At 38.0% G+C, this 20459-nt stretch carries 16 protein-coding genes and 2 pseudogenes; 8 read left to right on the top strand and 10 right to left on the bottom strand.

Features of this window, described 5'->3' with window-relative positions; genetic code table 11:
* Positions 1–581: 581 nt before the first annotated feature.
* Together PN450_RS18880 and PN450_RS18875 are read left to right on the top strand one after the other, a co-directional pair.
* Positions 582–1340, top strand: coding sequence for a peptidylprolyl isomerase (locus PN450_RS18880; protein ID WP_015079041.1), 759 nt, complete (start codon positions 582–584; stop codon positions 1338–1340).
* A gap of 32 nt (positions 1341–1372) precedes the next feature.
* The gene (locus PN450_RS18875) at positions 1373–3976 is read left to right on the top strand and encodes a type I secretion system permease/ATPase (protein WP_271837199.1); all 2604 of its coding nucleotides are present in this window, start codon (positions 1373–1375) and stop codon (positions 3974–3976) included.
* A gap of 54 nt (positions 3977–4030) precedes the next feature.
* Here the strand turns inward: PN450_RS18875 and PN450_RS18870 are convergent, their stop codons facing one another.
* Positions 4031–4999: an ROK family protein gene (locus PN450_RS18870; protein ID WP_271837198.1), complete on the bottom strand. Its 969-nt coding sequence runs from the start codon at positions 4997–4999 to the stop codon at positions 4031–4033.
* 852 nt (positions 5000–5851) lie between these two features.
* On the opposite strand from PN450_RS18870, the gene PN450_RS18865 reads away from it, so the two are divergent.
* The 6 genes and pseudogenes from PN450_RS18865 to PN450_RS18840 all read left to right on the top strand — a co-directional run bounded on the left by PN450_RS18865 (position 5852) and on the right by PN450_RS18840 (position 9659).
* Complete coding sequence (locus PN450_RS18865) at positions 5852–6826, top strand: sucrase ferredoxin (RefSeq protein ID WP_271837197.1); 975 nt, start codon at positions 5852–5854, stop codon at positions 6824–6826.
* An 85-nt stretch (positions 6827–6911) separates the two neighbouring features.
* The gene (locus PN450_RS18860) at positions 6912–7049 is read left to right on the top strand and encodes a hypothetical protein (protein WP_271837196.1); all 138 of its coding nucleotides are present in this window, start codon (positions 6912–6914) and stop codon (positions 7047–7049) included.
* A gap of 72 nt (positions 7050–7121) precedes the next feature.
* Positions 7122–7490, top strand: coding sequence for a YtxH domain-containing protein (locus PN450_RS18855; protein ID WP_168633003.1), 369 nt, complete (start codon positions 7122–7124; stop codon positions 7488–7490).
* 11 nt (positions 7491–7501) lie between these two features.
* Positions 7502–7867 (top strand): annotated as a pseudogene (locus tag PN450_RS18850) (hypothetical protein); the annotation flags it as partial.
* Between the two features lie 222 nt (positions 7868–8089).
* Complete coding sequence (locus PN450_RS18845) at positions 8090–8899, top strand: TPM domain-containing protein (RefSeq protein ID WP_148760737.1); 810 nt, start codon at positions 8090–8092, stop codon at positions 8897–8899.
* Positions 8900–9029: 130 nt separating this feature from the next.
* Positions 9030–9659 carry a precorrin-8X methylmutase gene (locus PN450_RS18840; protein ID WP_271837195.1) on the top strand — a complete coding sequence of 210 codons (630 nt, stop codon included), beginning with the start codon at positions 9030–9032 and terminating at the stop codon, positions 9657–9659.
* A gap of 152 nt (positions 9660–9811) precedes the next feature.
* Here the strand turns inward: PN450_RS18840 and PN450_RS18835 are convergent, their stop codons facing one another.
* The 9 genes and pseudogenes from PN450_RS18835 to PN450_RS18795 all read right to left on the bottom strand — a co-directional run.
* Positions 9812–10495, bottom strand: a complete 684-nt coding sequence (locus PN450_RS18835; protein WP_271837194.1) for a phosphate ABC transporter permease — start codon at positions 10493–10495, stop codon at positions 9812–9814.
* A gap of 180 nt (positions 10496–10675) precedes the next feature.
* Entirely contained in the window at positions 10676–11512 is an 837-nt protein-coding gene (dapB, locus tag PN450_RS18830; protein WP_168633000.1) for a 4-hydroxy-tetrahydrodipicolinate reductase, read from the bottom strand.
* A gap of 312 nt (positions 11513–11824) precedes the next feature.
* Entirely contained in the window at positions 11825–13411 is a 1587-nt protein-coding gene (locus PN450_RS18825; RefSeq protein WP_271837193.1) for an Hsp70 family protein, read from the bottom strand.
* 159 nt (positions 13412–13570) lie between these two features.
* On the bottom strand, positions 13571–14122 hold the full coding sequence (locus PN450_RS18820; RefSeq protein WP_271837192.1) for a nucleotide exchange factor GrpE: 552 nt from the start codon (positions 14120–14122) through the stop codon (positions 13571–13573).
* A gap of 63 nt (positions 14123–14185) precedes the next feature.
* Positions 14186–14398, bottom strand: coding sequence for a DUF2997 domain-containing protein (locus PN450_RS18815; RefSeq protein WP_148760747.1), 213 nt, complete (start codon positions 14396–14398; stop codon positions 14186–14188).
* Positions 14399–14437: 39 nt separating this feature from the next.
* Entirely contained in the window at positions 14438–14812 is a 375-nt protein-coding gene (locus PN450_RS18810) for a DUF1257 domain-containing protein (RefSeq protein WP_271837191.1), read from the bottom strand.
* An 84-nt stretch (positions 14813–14896) separates the two neighbouring features.
* On the bottom strand, positions 14897–16486 hold the full coding sequence (locus tag PN450_RS18805) for an AAA family ATPase (RefSeq protein ID WP_271837190.1): 1590 nt from the start codon (positions 16484–16486) through the stop codon (positions 14897–14899).
* Between the two features lie 502 nt (positions 16487–16988).
* Positions 16989–18110, bottom strand: a complete 1122-nt coding sequence (locus tag PN450_RS18800) for a formylglycine-generating enzyme family protein (RefSeq protein WP_417033759.1) — start codon at positions 18108–18110, stop codon at positions 16989–16991.
* Positions 18111–18541: 431 nt separating this feature from the next.
* Positions 18542–19366 (bottom strand): annotated as a pseudogene (locus PN450_RS18795) (formylglycine-generating enzyme family protein); the annotation flags it as partial.
* Positions 19367–20459: the final 1093 nt, after the last annotated feature.

Genomic DNA, 20459 nt, shown 5'->3' with positions numbered 1-20459 from the left:
TTTCATCACATTGCTACCCCCCTTTCCCCTTGTAAAGGGGGGAAACAATAAAAATCCAGTTCCCTCCCCTTTACAAGGGGAGGGTTAGGGTGGGGTAAAAAATATTTGATACATCAACCATAACTTTTCAAACACCCTCTAAATCCTGTTAATAAGAGGATGTTTGAAAAGTGGTATTCCGTAATTTTCATCACATTGCTACCCCCCCTTTCCCCTTGTAAAGGGGGGAAACAATAAAAATCCAGTTCCCTCCCCTTTACAAGGGGAGGGTTAGGGTGGGGTAAAAAATATTTAATACATCAACCATAACTTTTCAAACACCCTCTAATGTCTGATGTTGGATTGAGTGACAGCAAAATCATTTTGATTTTGGTCATATTGCTTACAGATAAAAAATAGTAATCATCTAAAATCATTGAGTTCACTATTAATCAAAAAATTAGAATATTTGATCACCAAATATTAATTACATATTTAATTTATCGAATCTTTATTATTCCTAGATATCATTCCCTACTGTTTTCTCTATTATTTAATGGAAAGTCTTATAGATGTTTTAGTTTTATGCTCAGAATTACTTCATGGAATCTTCATCTTTTTTGACTGTAAATGACCAAGGAATTGCCCTGGCTGAAGTAGTTAAATATCTACAAATATCGGGTAAACTGGGGAATTTTATTGGTGATGTCTTGCGTCAGCACGTAATTGTACAAGAAATTAATACCAGAACAGATATTGAAATTAGTTCGGCATTAATTGAACAGACAATTATTGATTTTCGCTTAAAAAATCAACTAACTGATCCACAAAAATTTCAAGAATGGCTAATAAGTAATAGTACAGATTATACAACTTTTCATACATCTATTACCTTTAGCTTTCAATTAGAGAAACTCAAAGCATTAGTCACAGAATCAAAATTACCAGAATACTTTATTGAAAGGAAGATTTACTTAGATAGAGTCATCCTTTCACGGATTCTAGTTGATAGTCGGGAATTAGCCGAAGAACTACAAACTCAAATTGAAGAAGGAAGTAGTTTTGAACAACTAGCAAAAGAGTATTCATTAGCAGATGAACGAGTATTCAATGGCATGATGGGACCAATTAGTCGGGGAACTATACCAGATGTATTACGTGCGGCTGTAGACGCAACCACCCCAGGAAAATTGATCAATCCCATAGACATAGAAGGACGTTTTGCCTTATTTAGATTAGAACAAATTCTCCCAGCATCTTTGGAAGATCCTCAATTACAACAATCACTAAAAAATGAGTTATTTGAGAAATGGCTAGGGGATAAAATTCAGGATCTTACAGTCAGAATTCAAGTAGATTAAAACATTTCAATAATCAATTTTAACTAATAAATGTGTTAAACAATTTACCCTGGAATGAACCGCCGCTATCCTGGCTAAATGCTGAAGAACAAAGCGAATTAAAACAGCAAGCGGAAATTCGTAATTACAAACTTGGCGAAAAAATTTGGTCACAAAAATTAGGTGGTGATGCCTTTGACGAGGGAAGTTATCAGTTCTTCATTGTCACTGGTAAAGTCCGGTTACGAGAAGAAGAAGAAAATAAAACTGTAGCTACTTTACAAACAGGAGATTGGTTTGGTAACTGTCAACAAATATTTGCTGATTGTAAAGCTATCGCTACCAGCAAGGAAGTAGTAGTAATGTGTTGGAATTCGGCTGTATGGAAAAAGTTTGTCAATTCTCAAATTGATGAATTTTGGACAAATTCACTAGAGGTAGAGGAAACAGAAGCCATTTTACCAGTTGCTAATTCTCCCATTTCTCTACCTCCTTCCGCACCTTCTCCACCGATAATTTCCAATTATCCCTTTGTGGGAAGTGGGAATACAGGTGCAGCTTGTTTAACAATGGTGGCACAACATTTACAAAATCCTGTGCAATTGGAATGGGTACAACGCCAACTGCGGGGACAAAAACCCAAAAACCTGATAGAAGCTGCGGAAAAAGTAGGGTTAGTGTTGCGGAAATTGCAGGTTAGTTGGAGTGATTTACGCCAATTAACTTTTCCCGCTTTGTTGTTGTGGAATCAAAGTAATCAGGAAGGTAAAAATAACCAATTAAATTGGGTAGTAGCCTATGGAATCAAAGGCAATTATTTAATTATTGCTAATCCCCAAAATCCTGATTATAGTTGTGAACAATTACCGCAATCTGTAGTAGAAAATTGTTGGAATGGGACATTATGGCAAGCTGAATTAATTTCCCAACAAGAGAAATTTAATTTAGCTTGGTTTACTCCCGCAGTTTGGAAATATCGAGGTTTGTTAGGTGAGGTTTTAATAGCTTCATTTACCTTGCAATTATTGGGATTAGCGTCACCATTAATTACTCAAGTCATCATTGATAAAGTGATGGTACAGGAGAGTTTAGCCACCTTAGATGTGATGGCGATCGCTCTCTTGCTAGTGGCGACATTTGAATCTATTCTGGGTATGCTGCGGCTATTCATATTTACCCACACAGCCCGGCGTTTAGATTTGAGTTTATCCGCCCAACTTTTTCGCCATTTAATGCGTTTACCCTTGGCTTATTTTGAGTCGCGGAGAGTGGGCGATACAGTCGCTAGAGTCCAGGAATTAGAACAAATTCGCCAATTTCTCACAGGTACAGCCTTAACCGTCATTCTTGACAGTATCTTTGCTGTAGTTTACCTGGGATTGATGTTTTATTACAACATTCCCCTGACATTTGTAGCCTTAGCCGTATTACCATTATTTGCGACTTTAACCATCGTCACGACACCAATTTTGCGAAATTGGCTAAATGAAACCTTTAACCGCAGTGCGGACAGTCAATCATTTTTAGTCGAGACAATCACCGGCATTCATTCAGTTAAAGCCCATGCAGCCGAACCAATAGCAAGAGAACGCTGGGAAGGTTTATTTGCCCGCTTTATTCGTACCAGTTTTAAAGCCTCAACTACATCCAATATTAGTAGTAATATTGGTGACTTTCTGACTAACTTTTCCACCTTAATCATCCTGTGGGTTGGGGCAAAATTAGTAATTGATCATCAACTAACAATTGGTCAATTAATCGCCTTCCAAATGTTATCAGGAAGAGTGACCAGCCCACTATTACGGCTAGTGCAGTTATGGCAAAATCTCCAACAAGTTCTATTATCAGTAGATAGAATTGGTGATATTCTCAACGCTGCCCCAGAAACAGAAGCAGGAACAGGATTAGTATTACCACCCCTCAAAGGAGAAGTTAATTTTGATCAAGTTTTCTTTCGCTATAATGCCAACACCGAACCAGTATTAAAAGGAATTTCTTTTAATGTTGAACCCGGACAATTTGTAGGCATTGTTGGCAGAAGTGGTTCAGGAAAAAGTACCCTTTCCAAAATTATTCAACGACTTTATCAAATTGAATCAGGACGGATTCTAATTGATGGATTTGATATCAAAAGTGCTGACTTAGCATCCTTACGACAACAAATCGGTGTAGTTCTCCAAGAAGACTTTTTATTTAATGGTTCAATCTTAGAAAACATCACATTAGGAAATCCAGATATTACCTCCGAACAAGTTGTCGAAGCGGCTAGATTAGCAGTAGCCCATGACTTCATTAGTCAACTACCTTACGGTTATGAAAACAACGTAGGAGAAAGAGGAACAGCATTATCTGGAGGACAAAGACAACGCATAGCATTAGCCAGATTATTTCTAACGTCTGCACCAATTCTCATATTAGATGAAGCCACCAGTGCCTTAGATAGTGAAACCGAACAACAAGTATTACAAAACCTCAAAAATGTTTCCTCTAACCGCACAGTATTCTTAATTGCCCACCGTTTTGCCCCCCTCAAACGAGCCGATTTAATATTAGTCATGGAAAAAGGAGTAATAGCCGAACGAGGAACACATTTAGAACTCTTAAAACAAAAAGGTTTGTACTGGTCACTTTATCAAAGACAACAAGCGAATATTTAAAGGAAACTCTTGATTATTCTTTGCGTCTTTGCGCCTTTGCGTGAGAAAAAGAATTTAATCTAACACACTCAAACCCAAAGCCACAGCCCCCCACAAAGGTGCATCATCACCCAACAATGCCCGCACAACCTCAAAATTCACCTCTGGGAGTGCGGTTTCCCTAGCTACTTTCCGCACCACAGTCCAGAAATTATCCCCAGCTTTGGTCACACCACCACCTAAAACAAACCGTTGGGGATTCATCAAATTGGCTACATTACCAATACCGACTCCCAACGCCCAAGCACCCCGATATAATACCTCTTGTGCTATTTCATCTCCGTTGGCTGCTGCGGTACTAATGACTTTGCCTGTAAGTAAGTTGAGATCATTACCTGTCAAATACCTAAGTACGTCTCCCCTGACTTTGCCGTTAGCACTGGGTGGTTCTTTCTCCAGCATTTCCCGGGCATTTTGCGCCATGTAGGGACCCGAAGCTAAACGTTCTACACATCCCCGTTTTCCACATAAGCATAAGGGACCTCTAGGATCTACTACCATGTGTCCAATTTCTCCCGCCATGCCTAATGCACCCCGCCAAAGCTTGCCGTCAAGTATCCAACCTCCACCGACACCAGTGCTAATGGTAATATAAAATAGGCTATCATATCCTTGTCCAGCCCCAAAGCGATGTTCACCAACAGCAGCAACGTTAGCATCATTATCTATACTGACAGGTGTATAATAATCTTCTTCGAGTATTTGTTTGAGGGGAACATTTTCCCAGCCAGGAACGTGATGAGATAAGCGGACTAAACCTGTGGTTGCATCTACTGGACCACCGAAGCTGACACCAATGGCATCCGGTTTCCTTCCTTTTAGCACGGAATCAATGAGCGATCGCATAATTTCTAAATCAGTCAAAGCATCACCATTTGCGGGTGAAAACCGTGATTCATGGTACAACCACTCCTTCGCACCACCCTTTACTGTTGCTGCTGCCAATTTTGTGCCACCAAAATCCAGAGCTAAAATTAATGTCATATAATTAAAAATAGGGAATTGACAAAACAACCATTCACCATTATTACTTAATCACAATTTTGTTGTAGTTCACTATGAAACCATCTTTACTGTCTGCATAAAAATATTTCTGTATTAATTATTCTTGTAACTTATGTATAATCTTATTTATTACATTTGTAAATCCAATGATACTTATGATCGGTTTTTGTTAGATTATGAATATTATTAATTTTTATGAAGGATAAATTAATGTAAAGATATATTTTTGTAGAATTTATTTGAGAAAATAGTTGCTTTAGCAATTGAGTTGGGTTAGAGTCAAAATACGTGATTAGATAAAAAGAAAGTTTCTAGCCTTTATATTTTTTTCACAATCAATTGAGAATATTTCGCAATATGGATAAATTTAGCTATAATTTAAAAGCTAGTGAATGTATGTCATTAAGTATACAGACAAAGGATCGAATTTTCTATTTAGAGAATTCCACAAAAAAGATGATCCAATTTTGTAGGATGGGCATCTTGCCCGTCCTTGTGTTGTTAGCGGGCAAGATGCCCGCACCACAAGAGATTTTGGGATATTTTTTTAATTGGAAGTCTCTTAGATCATTTAGGGAAAAGTTTAAATCTCAGAATTCAGCGATTAAGACTAAGGATGAAGAATACTAATCAAAAAAGCGATAAATTAGCTCCAGATATTCTCGAAAATCTCCCTGTTAAATGTAAAAAAAATGATATTTTGAATTCTTAACATTTTGGGAAAGAGCATTTATTTAACCGGAAAGACTGGGAAAAATCAGAATTTGATAAAGTGTCTACCTAGATTTTTGTTAACAATTGTTCATAAAATATATATTTGAGTAAGTGTCAATGAATAATTTTTTTTGCGCTGATCATTCACGAGAAATACAAGAAGATGTTATTGGTAGTGCTACTAACCACCAAACCTATATATTAGTAGAATGTCCTACCCCTTGGGTTTCTGAAGCCTTTAATTCTAAATGGGTTCCAGATAATTTACGGATTTTGGTTGCAGATGTCAAACGTGCTAAATTATCAATTCATTTTCTATTAATTGCTAATGATGAAACACACAGGGAAGAACAAACAACTTTATTAATTTATCAGCAAGAAAAGGGATCAAGTAACGGATACCGAAAACAAGAATTTAAATTACCAAATATTGAACAAGTAGCAGGAGTAGTCAGGAAATGGTTAACTGGAGTCAGTGTTGATGATGAAATAGCATCCAATCCCACAAGAGATATATTAGTTTGTACCCATGGTAGCCATGATCAATGTTGTGCAAAATATGGCAATCCTTTTTACTTTCATGCTCAAAATACCATCTTTGATTTACAGTTAAATCATCTCAGAATTTGGAGATCAAGTCACTTTGGTGGACATAGATTTGCACCCACAGCCATAGATTTTCCCCAAGGCAGATATTACGGAGTTCTGGATCAAGATACCTTTAAATCAATTCTTACCCAAACTGGAAATATAGAATGTTTAAATAAAGTTTATCGCGGTTGGGGAATCTTACCAAATCCCTTGCAAATTTTGGAAAGAGAACTCATGCTGCGTTTAGGTTGGGATTGGTTTAACTATAAAGTCACAGGGAAAATTCTGGAGAAAAGCCTAGATAATCAGACAATTTTAGGTGAGTTAAGTTTTGAACAACCTTCTGGAACTCTCTATACTTACCAGGCCAAACTTGTAAAAGATGATATAAAAACACAAACCCTCAAAGGTTCTTGTGATGCTTCAAGAGAGGTAGTATGTGTGAAATATGCTGTATCTAATCTTTGGCTTGTAGCTAAAAAAGTAGCAACTTATAGCTAATATGTAAGAGTCAGTCGTCAGTGGTCAGTAGGGGCGAAGCATTTGGAAGATAAATTATCGGTTATTGCCAAAAATAGTTCTCCAAATGCTTCGCCCGTACAGTGCGAAGCATTTGGAAGATAAATTATCGGTTATTGCCAAAAATAGTTCTCCAAATGCTTCGCCCGTACAGTGGTCAGTGGTCAAAAAGAAGAGAGAAGAAAGAAGAAAGAAGAAGTTTTAATTGTGTCACCGCAACTTCTCAATACCCAGTGCAAGATATAAGATAAATTCTATGGAGTAGAAAAATCAAAAAATGTCTAACAACCGTTCTGGAATTTTTATTGGTGGTTTGATGTTAGGAGCAGCTATTGGCACTTTAGCAGGTTTATTAGTTGCTCCCCGCACAGGACGGGAAACCCGTAAACTTGTGAAAAAATCTGCCAATGCTATCCCCGAATTAGCAGAAGATATCACGACCAGCGTGCAAATTCAGGCAGATCGTCTTTCTAATAGCACCCTGCAAAACTGGGATGAAACTGTAGACAGACTGCGGGATGCGATCGCAGTTGGCATAGACGCTACCCAGCGCGAAAGCCAAAACTTAAACAAAAAAAATACTGTTGATGTCAGCAGCACCACAAACGATACTGATCCTTTGACCGAAAAACTAGAACGTTCATAAGTGGCATAACCGTGATTGATCCTTTGTTTTGGCTGGGACTATCCATCCTCCTAGTTGCTGCCAGTCTAACAGCCGTTTTGGTGGCAGCCATACCCGCTTTGCAGGAACTAGCCCATGCTGCTCGCAGTGCCGAAAAATTCTTTGATACCCTTTCACGGGAGTTGCCACCCACTCTCAACGCTATCCGCAACACCACCTTAGAAATAACCGAATTAACCGATGATGTTAGTGAAGGTGTTAAAAGTGCCGGTCAAGTTGTCAAACAATTTGATCAAAGTCTAGATACCGCCAAAAAACAAGCAGAAAATCTACAAATTAGTACCCGTAGTGTCTTCGTCGGCTTTAAAGCAGCTTGGACAAGCTTCGCTCGCAAAAAAAAACCAGGAGAAATGCGAAAACGCTGATCAATGAGAACGGGATTAAACACTGCCAAAACTGATCAACAGCGAGTGGTCACCAATTCCTAATTTCTCCATCAGATTTTGCTGAGATATCTAATATTAGAGTAAGGTAAAGAAGTGTAAAGAAGTATCACTTTTACATTAATCTTTGAAAAGCACTTTTTACATTCTCCCGTAGATAATAGTATAATAACGTTCATGCACCTGTGTTTTTGGCGACGAATTTTAGTATCAATTGCCGTATTTGGCTTTATTGGCTCAATTTGGGCAATTAATTCTCCATCTGCCCTAGCTTATGAAAATCCCGATTTGCTACCCAGCTTTGTCACCCCAGTAGTAGATTTAGCAAAAACTCTCCCTGACCCCCAAGAAGAAAAGCTAGTTAAAGAATTAGAGCAGTTTGAAACTGATACTGGTTGGAAATTGCGCGTTTTAACTCAATACGACCGCACCCCAGGGAGAGCAGTAATCAAATATTGGGGTTTAGATGATAAAAGCATTCTCCTAGTAGCAGATGCTCGTGGTGGTAACATCCTCAGCTTTAGTGTTGGTGATGCCGTTTATGAATTCTTACCCCGCACCTTCTGGATTGAACTACAAACCCGCTTTGGTAACTTATACTTTGTCCGTGAAGAAGGAGAAGATCAAGCCATTCTCCAGGCTCTAAATTCAGTGAAAGGTTGCTTACTCAAAGGTGGTTGTAACGTCGTTCCTGGACTCCCTAGAGAACAATGGATACTCACCCTTGTTACCTCTGCTGTTGGGGGGATTATTTGTGGTTTTGCTGCCCAACCGCGCGGCGACAAAAAGATACTTGGTTGGCAATGGGCGTTAATTTTCTCACCTTTATGGGGAATATTATTTATTGCCTTCGGTATTGCTCCAGTTATTACCCGGACAAGCGATTGGTTGCCTCTCGTCCGCAATATTTCCGCTTTTGCCATTGGTGCTTTAGTAGCTTATTTATCCCCCGTGTTTAGTCGGACTTCCTCTAACGCTGAATCCTGAAAAGTTATAGGATACTGACTGGTAACTGGCAACTAGAAATAAATTCTGCCCAATTACTAATTGCCAATTACCAATCAACAAAGACTACGCACGGAAATTGATAAGCTAAAAACTAATACATTAAATAACAATGGAATGGCACGTAACTGACGCTCAAAGTCTGGCAATTATTGATACTGAAATTGGTGATCATATTTTTTCACCAGCAGAGTATGAAATCGTTCGTCGCGTAGTTTATGCTACAGCAGATTTAGAGTATAAATCCTTAATCCGGTTTTCAGAACAAGCATTACAAGCTGGAGCAGCAGCCCTGGTAGCACGTACTACCATTGTCGTAGATGCACCAATGGTACAAGCAGCCATAGCCCATGATATTCAAAATACATTTGCTAATCCAGTGTATTGCAGTATGGAAGCACTAACACGACCCCAAAAAGAAAAAACCCTTGCTGCTTGGGGGATTGAAACCCTAGCTAGGCGTTATCCAGAGGGGATATTTGTAGTTGGTCAAGCACAAACAGCATTAACTGCATTGGTTGAATTAATTGCAGCCGAAGAAATTAGACCCGCTTTAGTCATTGCTACCCCCGTAGGTTTTGTCAATTTAGAACCAGTAAAAGCACGATTACAAGAATCTCTAGTTCCTTACATCACGATTGAAGGTCGCAAGGGTAACGCTGTCGTAGCTGCTGCCATTGTTGACGGCTTAGTAGACTTGGCTTGGCAAGCCTATGGACAGGATAGAACTGGAGGGGGTTGAAGAGGTAGGGAAGGTTGGGGAGGTTGGGGAGGTTGGGGAGGTTGGGGAGGTAGGGAGAAGATTTTTACCAATGACCAATGACCAATGACCAATGACCAATGACCAATCACCAATCACCAATCACCAATCACCAATCACCAATCACCAATTACCTACTTCCCTGTCTTCGGTGAACGACGGCGGGGGTTTCTTTCTTGGTTTGCACGCAAGCGGACACTAACTTCATTAAAAAAGTCTTTGCGGACATAAGGATAATCGCTTACCCATAGATCACGACTAGGAATATATATATCGCTGAATTCTTCAATTGTGCTTAAATCAGAACTATTTGACATAACCACCATTTCAGCTATTTGACCACGAGAAATGACTTTGTGGGCGTTGCGTAATGGGGCTTCAAACTCCACACTAAATCCTGTGTCGTCGCCTATTTCTAAGTTAATCCGCTTTTCACGGTTTTCGATGATGACTAACTCACCTTTGCCGTTAACGGTTTCCTGTTTGCCCATTAACTTATCTGTAATCCACCAGTCTAGCACTCGTCCCCGGAAAAAGCCACTGTATTTATAACGGCGGCATTTTCCATTGCGGATACTTGCTTGAAATACGGGATACCAAAGCCAAAAGAAAGCACCAAATACTCCAAAAAAGAAGATTAACCCAAATTCCAATCTAAACAAGAATTGTGCAAGCAATAGCACAGCTAAGGTAACTACAGAAATTAGTATCCGCTGCACAAAATTGCTTAACTTTCCCCAATAGTATTTATATTGTGGTCCAGAGGCAACCAGGGGAATGATTTGTTCAAATTTTTGGCGAGTTAGGGGAACGATCATATTTTTGGCTTTGAGATGGAAAAATCGCAATTTTCAAGGTAAGGATTCAGAATAGAGAATATGGAAGTCAAGATAATAATGGCTTTTGGAGTCAACTTTGATGAGGTTGAGAAAATTTCACTTCTCTCTATATTTATTTATTATTCTGACTCCTGACTCCTGACTCCTGACTCCTTGCTTTTAAAGTATTTTTTCTAATCCATATACTAATGACTTTAGCTGATTAACTTTGCGGATGGCTAATAATACTCCTGGCATATAACAGGCGCGATCGCTGGTATCATGACGTAAGGTGTAAATTTGCCCTGCTGCACCGAAAATCACTTCTTGGTGGGCAATGAGTCCCGGTAAGCGGATACTATGAATTCTAATCCCTTCGTCTGCTAAACTGCCTCTAGCTCCGGCTATTTTCTCCGTTTCTTCCACAATGGCAGTGTTAAAGGTTTTACCCATTTCACCTAATAGTTGAGCGGTTTGAATGGCTGTACCGCTAGGAGCATCCGCTTTTTGGTTATGATGGAGTTCGATAATTTCTACATGATCAAAATACTGGGAAGCTCTCACAGCGGCTTCTTGGAGTAGTACCATACCAATGGAAAAGTTAGGAATAATCAAACAACCGGTACTGGCTTTTTCGGCAAAATCAGCTAATTCTTCGAGTTGTGCGGGACTTAAACCTGTAGTTCCTACAACCGGACGAATTCCATAGGCGATCGCACTGCGAATATTATTATAAACTGCATCAGGATGGGTAAAATCAACTAATACCCCCGGTTGCATCTGTCTTTCCCCAGCTACATACCCCAACATTGGCTCTAATTGATTGGTAATTGGTACTTCCAAGGGTTCACTTAAACCCGCTAGTTCCCCCGCGTCTTTACCTTGATGTTCGGGAGTTGTGTCAATTGCACCCATTAAAATCAAATCAGACGCTTGGGCTACTGCTTTAATTACCTCACGTCCCATTTTACCAGCAGCACCGTTAACGATAACGGGAATAGAACCTTGATTGCTCATAGATTTAACAATTATTTTTAATTGAACAGAGAAATTGTCTCACAAATGCAAGTTTTATAAAATTGATTTGTTTTGGACTACGCAACCATCAATAGTAATTGATCTTGTCAAAAAAGTTAAGTAGCAATATAATTAAATTATTACAGCGGTTTCCGCTCTTATGAGGTACAAAGTTGAATCATGGAACTCTTGTAGTGCGGGCATCTTGCCCGCTAGATATGTACCTCATAACACCGGGAAGTGCTGTATAGATATGATTAAAATTACAGAAGCATTGCATTTTTTATCATAGGAACACTTGTATTATTTTATTTATGTCAACTTATAAATTTCTCCCCTATTAATTAAAACTTTTCCCGTCAATAAATCCTTCACAGTTGCTAATAAAATCCGTCGAGAATCTACCTCAAACAACACCGATATTCTATCAATTCCTGCTTCACCTAGTGGGTTGAGTTTTGCCACACAAACCTGTTGATTTTGATTATCTAAGGAACGGTAACTTTCTTGATGTTGGAGAGTGCTAGAAGTCATTCTTCCCGAAGCATCAAACGCAATTTCTGTTTGTGTCATATCACCTAATTCACCAATGTCTAAACGAATCTCCCTTTGTCCATTATTTGCAACTTGCAGATTTAACCATTCTTGACGTTGACAAGGATATTTTTCACCTTTGGTAAATAAGCGATGATAAATATAACTTTTGCTATAATTTTCCCATAAACGAATCGCGTAACTATGACGGAGAAAATCATCTATTTCGGTAATCTGCGTTATTGCTAATGCACCATGACACACAGCATCAAAGGGTTTATCTAATTTTACTTTATTTTTACCAAAATAGGAAATAATTAATTGTTGAACTGCGGGAATTAAACAACTTCCTCCTACTAACAAAACCTGTTCAATATCATTCTTAGAAATACCCTTTCTTAAAGCAGAAGCTAAAACTTCATCTAAGGTATCTCGTAACTGTTGTAAAAACTGTCCATATTCTAAAATCTCTTCTAACTTTTCACGATTAATTTTTAATTCATAAGACATAAAAGATTCATCATCAAACCAACTTTCAGCCACAGATTGATTTTTTGATAATTGAATTTTTAATCTTTCCGCAATTTCTAATAAATTTTGATAACCAATTTTCCCAACTTGTTCCGGGGTTAAATTTTGAGAATGTAAATAATCATCAACTATCCAAACATCAATATCTTCACCACCTACATAAGCTTCCGACTTAGCTAAAACCTCAGCGCGTAAACTGTTATTTTCATGAGAATTAGTCATAGTTTTAACCAAACTCAAATCGAGAGTTCCCCCACCAAAATCTACTACTAAAATTAACTTACCAGGGCGTTTTACAGCATATCCTAAAGCTGCTGCTGTAGATTCATCTATAACTGATACTTTTGGAACATTTAATTTTGTCCCCAAATCTCGAAACCAATCTAAATAACGTTCAAAAGCACCAACAGGAACAGTAAGAATTAAATGACTAGGTTGGATATTTTGCCTTTTTATTTCCGTCCAAATAGTTTGGATAAACAACTCAGAAACAGAAATAGCATTATAATTTATCCCATCAATTTGGATTGCTGGTGGTTGATAATCTCCAGCTAAATCACGTTTAAACTTTTTAAATAACCGTTCAGGAGGATAACTTTGAGAAAGTCCTAATCTTTGACTTCTCACACCTTCACCTAATATGATATTATTACCTGATTTAATAAACATTAAACTAGGAATAACGGGATATTCTAATCTTTCACCTTGAGGATTGACACCCAAAAACAAACGGGATAAATTAGGAAAACGTAAACTTTTAGGTTGTTGAGTATCAGCTTCTAAAATACTAATTACAGTATTACTTGTACCAAAATCAATTGCAATAGTTGTCATAATTTAAGTAGGTTGGGTTAAGCGAAGCGCAACCCAACAAAAATGATAGATAATTGATATCTTGATGTTGGGTGAAGACAGAATAAATATATTATCTAAAAAATTGTAAGCAGTAAATGTTGGGTTTCGTTCCTCAACCCAACCTACAAATTCATGAGTTTAAGTATTATCAAATCCTCCAGGTAGAGTGCGACTAATTTTAGCAGGATAAAGAACTTTATCACCATTTTGATAACCAATAAAACGAATATATACTAATTCCCCTTCTTGAATATCATCACTATCAGCTTGATGTAATTGGGGATTATAATTAACCTGTTTCCAAGTTTCACCAATAGCAGTATAACCCCAATTGGTAATTAAACTATCTAAAGATGTGAATAGGGAAATTAGGTTTTTAGCGGGTAATTCAGGTTTAGCTAAAGCCATTTTTTTAACTGTGGGATAATTGCTGAGTAGAGTTTGTAATTGGGTAAAAGTTTCTTGTTGAAAATCAGTTTGTAATTGTTGAGATTGTTGTTTTAATTCCTCCCTGAGTCGTTGACATTGAATTTCTAAATCTTTGATTTTCTGTTCTGTGTCGGGAGAAGTTACAGGTTGATTATTAATAGATGTATTTTGATTATTTGCTGGGAATAAAAACCGCAGAATGATATAAACAATGATTACGAGAATTACAGCAAAAGCAACTTGATTAATTTGTTCTAGCATATTGTTTATGTAGTTGGTGTTCAGATCCCCTCCCCGACTTCTTTAAGAAGTCGGGGATCTAGTTTACTGTTGTTGTAAAGATTGATTTTCGGAAGCTGTAATTAACTCATCATCTTGATAATATTCCGGTAACAATTCTTGAGATTCTATTTCTCCCAAAGATTTTTCTAACCCCTTTGTTGTTTCCACACAACTAGAACCAGTGACATTTAAAACCCGTTCCACAATTTTACCATCCTTCCCAATGCGATATTCAACTTTTTGATATTCAGCCATGATGATTTTTACTTTTTAATAATGTTAATAAATCAGAAATTAAACCCATCTACCAACAATAACCCGCACCGTACCATCTGCTAAAACCTCCTCTTCCTCCACATTAAAACCCTCAGTTTGAATTGTTCCCATCAAAGTTTTATGAGCGTATCTTTGACTAATATGATTAACAAACTCCTGCTGATTAATTTTCGCACCCCAAAAATCAGCCACTAATTCATAACCTTCTCCATTTTTACGAAAACCCAAATCATAACCATTAGCTTGCTTAATCACATATTCAGCATTAATTGTATCACCCATATAACCCCGAACCTGAGTATTTTGTTCAACTTGATAACCTAACTCTTGCAAAACGTCAAGCAAAACTTCACCCTGTTTAATTTGCACCTTAATAGTTGTAAAATGAGACATAAAAAATCAACTCCTATAAAAATCTCTCCAAAACCTCTTCCCTCCGCGTCCTCCGCGCCTCTGCGGTTCGTTTTCTTTTATTATTTAATCCACCTCCAAAGGACCCAAACCTTGCTGCTGAGAATAAACCTTCAACTCCTCAATTAACAGCGTATCAATAGAAGCCGTTCTTGCGCCAGCTTCCGCCGCCCAGCGTTTTAAACTAGTAATTTGTTCCTTAGCAATAGCAGCCAAAGGAACAGTTTCCGACACCGCAGCTAAAATATCTTCAGTGTGAAAATCCCGCCTATTACCATCAATTAAACTACCAAAAGCGCGGTGCATACCATCAATAATTACCTGTTGAATTTCCGCACCGCTAAAATTTTCGCTATGACTTGCAAGTTTCTGTAAATCAAAATCTCGCAGTCGGGAAGGACGGATTTTTTGCAAATGGACTTTAAAAATATCATGGCGTTCTTTTTCCGTGGGTAAATTTAAAAAGAAAATTTCATCAAATCGCCCTTTCCTTAATAACTCGGCTGGTAATATTTGCACATTATTAGCAGTAGCCACCATAAACACCGGACTGGTTTTTTCTTGCATCCAGGTAATGAGTGTACCAAATACCCGGCGCGATGTGCCAGAGTCACCATCTGTACCACTATTAATATTACCAAATGCCTTATCTATTTCATCCATCCATAATACACAGGGTGATATTGCTTCTGCTAATTGTATCATTTGGCGAATGCGACTTTCACTTTCTCCCACTATACCCCCAAATAATCTCCCCACGTCTAAACGTAACAATGGTAAACGCCATTCATGGGCGATAGTTTTGGCTGATAATGATTTTCCTGTTCCTTGGATTCCTACTAATAAAACGCCTTTGGGGTTGGGTATTCCATAACGTCGTGCTTCTTCGGTAAAAGCATCTTGACGCATTCGCACCCACTGTTTCAGATTTTCTAAGCCACCGACGTTTTTTAATGATTCATTGGCGGTGTAAAATTCTAATATTCCGGTTTGGCGAACTGCTTGTTTTTTCTCTTCTAATACTCTATCAATATCTGTTTCGTTGACTTGTCCTTTTGCTGCTAAAGCGGCGGCTAAAACTCTTCTAATTCTGGCGCGACTTAATCCTTGACAGGCTTTGATTAATTGTTCTTTTCCTAGTCCATTTAAGTTAAGTTTTTCGGGGACTATTAATTGCTGAATTAAATAATCTATTTCTTGAATGTTGGGTAAGGGAAAATCAATTACTGTAACTTCTTCTTGTAGTTCTGGGGGTATGGTTAATGTATGACTGGTGAGGATGAGGGTTTGGCGTGTGCGTTTGAGTTGACGGGTGAGGTTTTTGATAGCCCGAATTACGGGAGCATTTTTTTCTGTTTCGGGGTTTTTGAGGATAAAATGTATGTCTCGCAATACAAATATTGTGGTTGTATTTTCTGGGGTTTTGGTAATTCTTGATAATGCACCCATGACTGAACCTTTATCAGTTCCGTTGTCATCCCAACCGGTGACGATATCCCATAATAATAGTTGTCGTGGTGTCTGGGATATTTGGGTGAGTTGTTGGAGGACTTGTTCTATTGGTTCTTCTTCGACTCCGACTATATATAGTAGGGGATAGCGGGCGCGAAGCATGAGGTCTATTTGTTGGAGTAGTTGTTGATGGGGGTTATTCATTATGTATAAATAAGGGAGTTAGTTGTTAGTTTATTGGGGTTTTTATTTCGCGCAAAGTCGCCAAGGAGCAAAGACGCAAAGAAGAAAATTTTTTGTCTGATAGCGTAGCGTGGCGTAAGCCATATCAGGATGCCCAGGATTTGAGGATGTACAGGATGTGATTGTTTGATTATTGGTTAGTTGTTATTAGTATAGAGGAAATTGAATATTTATGAAGTGAGATGGAAGATTATTGTCAGAATCAGGATGTCCAGGATTTAAGGATGTACAGGATGTGATTGTTTGATTATTCGTTAGTTGTTGATGATTAGTTTAGAGAAAAGTGAAATATTTATGAAGTGAGATGGAAGAATAAATATATGAATCTCATCTATCAACCATCAAATAACAATCCTGTCAATCCTTTAATCCTGGATATCCTGATTCAGACAAAAAAATTTTTCTCGCTATGCGAGAGGGATAAGACAAGAAAAGAGCAAGAGGGCAAAAGCGCATAGTGCTATTAAGTCCTCGCCGCACCACTACATACAACCCGAAAACCAATAAAGACGTTGCTGAAGCCGAGATTGCTGACGTAGCGATAAGCAGAACGGCAATCTCCAGGATTGAGGTTCCACGCACCACCGCGCAGCAGCCTTACATTGGTATCAGTATCTAGCCATGCGCTTCCATCTGTCGGCGCACCTTTATAGCTACCATGCCAACTGTCTTGACACCACTCCCAGACATTGCCGTGCATATCGTATAAGCCAAAATTATTCGCTACTTCAAAGCTGCCTACTTCTGTTGTTTCGCATCGGTAAATTCCTTTAATCCCACCGCCATAAGTGTAGTTACCACTATAGTTAGCTAAATCCGTTGTAATCATCTCTCCAAAGTGAAATGGTGTGGTAGTTCCTGCTCGACAAGCATATTCCCATTCGGCTTCACTTGGCAATCTGTAGGTTTTTCCTGTCCTTTTACTCAACTTTTGACAGAAAGTCACCGCATTATTCCAATTAGTGCTTTCAACGGGGCGATTACTACCATTGCAATAAGAAGAGTTAGTTCCCATAATAGCTTGATATTGTGCTTGTGTTACTGGATATTTTCCCATGAAGAAACTAGGAACTGTAACTTGATGCTGAGGACCTTCCTTATCCATTCTTCTATCTTCATTTTCCGGTGAACCCATCATAAAAGTACCACCAGGAATTGCAGCCATTTCTAACTTTACACCACTACCTAAATCTTCCATGAAATATCTAGCTACACGCGGCTGACGGTGAATAATTTCGCCAAATTTGTTGACTGTTACTACTTCAATTTGTTCTAGTTTTAAACCTTGGGGATTAAAATTAAAAGCTGCTTGTTTCGCTTTTGATTCAATTCTAGAATTTAATATATGATGTGCTTGTATCTGAATTTCTACAGATTCATCTTTTAAACCTGCAATTACCAAATCTAAACCCTGTTCTCCATAATTCAATGCTTGCTCAAGTGCAGCAATTCTTACATTTGAATTTGGATTTTTCAACCGCAATTTTACCCCTTCAATTCCACCTAAAACGGCTGCACATTCTAGTGATGGGCTATTACCACCAAGCACAGCATCGTATTCTCGCGGTTGTTGTGGATTATTCATGATTCGTTAATGGTTGGTTTCATGTATGCTGTATGTAAAATAGCATATTTGAGTAATTTTGTTATTTGTTTACATAATTTTAATATTGTCAGAATCAGGATGTCCAGGATTTAAGGATGTACAGGATGTGATTGTTTAATTATTGGTTAGGTGTTGATGATTAGTATGGAGAAAGGTTAATTTTTGTGAAATTACCGTAATAATCAATACATCATTCACGTCTAGTAATCATCAAATAACAATCCTGTAAATCCTCTAATCCTGGTTATCCTGATTCAGACAAAATATTAAGTAAATAGTCATCAACCATCAAATTACAATCCTGTCAATCCTTTAATCCTGGATATCCTGATTCAGACAAAAAAATTTTTCTCGCTATGCGAGAGGGATAAGAAAAGAAAAGAGCAAGAGGGCAAAAGCGCATAGTGCTACTAAGTCCTCGCCGCACCACTACATACAACCCGAAAACCGAGACCGTTGAGGTCGGTACCGAGGTAGTTGCTGCTGCGATAAGCAGAACGGCAATAATCAGGAATGCTGCTCCACGAACCACCACGCAGCATTTTCCAGTTAATATTCTCTTCAATATCTAGCCATTCGCTTCCATTTGTTGGCGCACCTTCATAGTTACCATGCCAATTATCTTGACACCACTCACGTATATTGCCGTGCATATCATATAATCCAAAATTGTTAGCTACTCCAAAGCTGCCTACTTCTCTTGTTTCTTCTCTATAAACTCCTTTAGTTCCTTGTCCATAAGTATAATTACCATCATAGTTAGCTAAATCCGTTGTCATCGTCTCTCCAAAGTGAAATGGTGTAGTAGTTCCCGCTCTACAAGCATATTCCCATTCGGCTTCACTGGGCAGTCTGTAGGTCTTTCCGATTTTTTGGCTTAACTTTTTACAGAAAGCCACGGTATTAATCCAACTAACTTGTTCAACTGGGCGATTACTACCTTCGAAATAAGAAGGGTTATTTCCCATAATAGCTTGATATTGTGCCTGTGTTACTGGATATTTTCCCATAAAGAAACTAGGAACTGTAACTTGATGCTGGGGACTTTCATTATCACTTCTTCCCGCTTCATTTTCTGGTGAACCCATCATAAAAGTACCACCAGGAATTGCAGCCATGTCCAATGTCACACCATTACCCAAATCTTCTATAAAATATTTGGCTATACGTTGCTGTCGTTGAATAATTTTTCCAAATTTGTTAGTTGTTACTACTTCAATCTTTTCTAGTTTTAACCCTTGGAGATTAGAAATTAATGCTTGTTTAACTTTTGTTTCTGTTCTGTCACTTAATATTAAATAAGCCGTATTTTGAATATCCCAAGATTCATCATTTAAACCTGCAATCACCAAATCTAAACCCTGTTCTCCATAATTCACAGCTTGCTCAAGTGCAGCAATTCTTAACTGTGCATCTGGATTTTGTAACCGCAATTTTACCCCTTCAATTCCACCTAAAACCGCAGCACCTTCTAGTAATGGACTATTACCACCAAGCACAGCATCGTATTCTCGCGGTTGTTGTGGATGATTCATGATTCGTTAATCGTTGGTTTCATGTATGCTGTATGTAAAATAGCATATTTGAGTAATTTTGTTATTTGTTTACATAATTTTAATATTGTCAGAATCAGGATGTCCAGGATTTAAGGATGTACAGGATGTGATTGTTCGATTATTGGTTAGTTGTTGATGATTAGTATAGAGAAAGGTTAATTTTTATGAAATTACTGTAATAATCAATACATCATTTACCTCTAGTAATCATCAAATAACCATCCTGTAAATCCTATAATCCTGGTTATCCTGATTCAGACAAAATATTAAGTAAATAGTCATCAACCATCAAATAACCATCCTGTAAATCCTCTAATCCTGGGTATCCTGATATGGCTTACGCCACGCTACGCTATCAGACAAATAGAAACTTGACGAAATTGAAAATATAGCCTAATATGGAAATATAGGATGCAGCAGACATGATTTAGGCGTTGAGAGATAGTCTAAACATGACATCCCGTTACCTTTATGGTCGAGGAATTCCGGTAAAGACGTTCTGAATACCAAAAATTGATTTTTGGCGAAGACTCCTCAAGGAGTCTTTGTTATTTAAGGACTGGGTAATTTTTTATTATTTAATAAGTTTTTAGCTATCACAAAAAAGCGAACTTTTTTGATTTTACCTATACCACCTGAGTTCGATGTAAATAAAAAGTCTAAAAGTACGTAACAGTAACAGTTCTGTCAATAAGTATTGGTTATTGAGAATTAAAGCCCACACCAAAAATTTCTCAAAAAATTAATTTTTTGAAATGTATTTACTATTAGG

Origin of the sequence: Dolichospermum lemmermannii CS-548 (genome assembly GCF_028330815.1) — a bacterium.
Taxonomy (GTDB): Bacteria; Cyanobacteriota; Cyanobacteriia; order Cyanobacteriales; family Nostocaceae; genus Dolichospermum; species Dolichospermum lemmermannii.
This window is presented reverse-complemented; position numbering and strand designations above follow the sequence as displayed.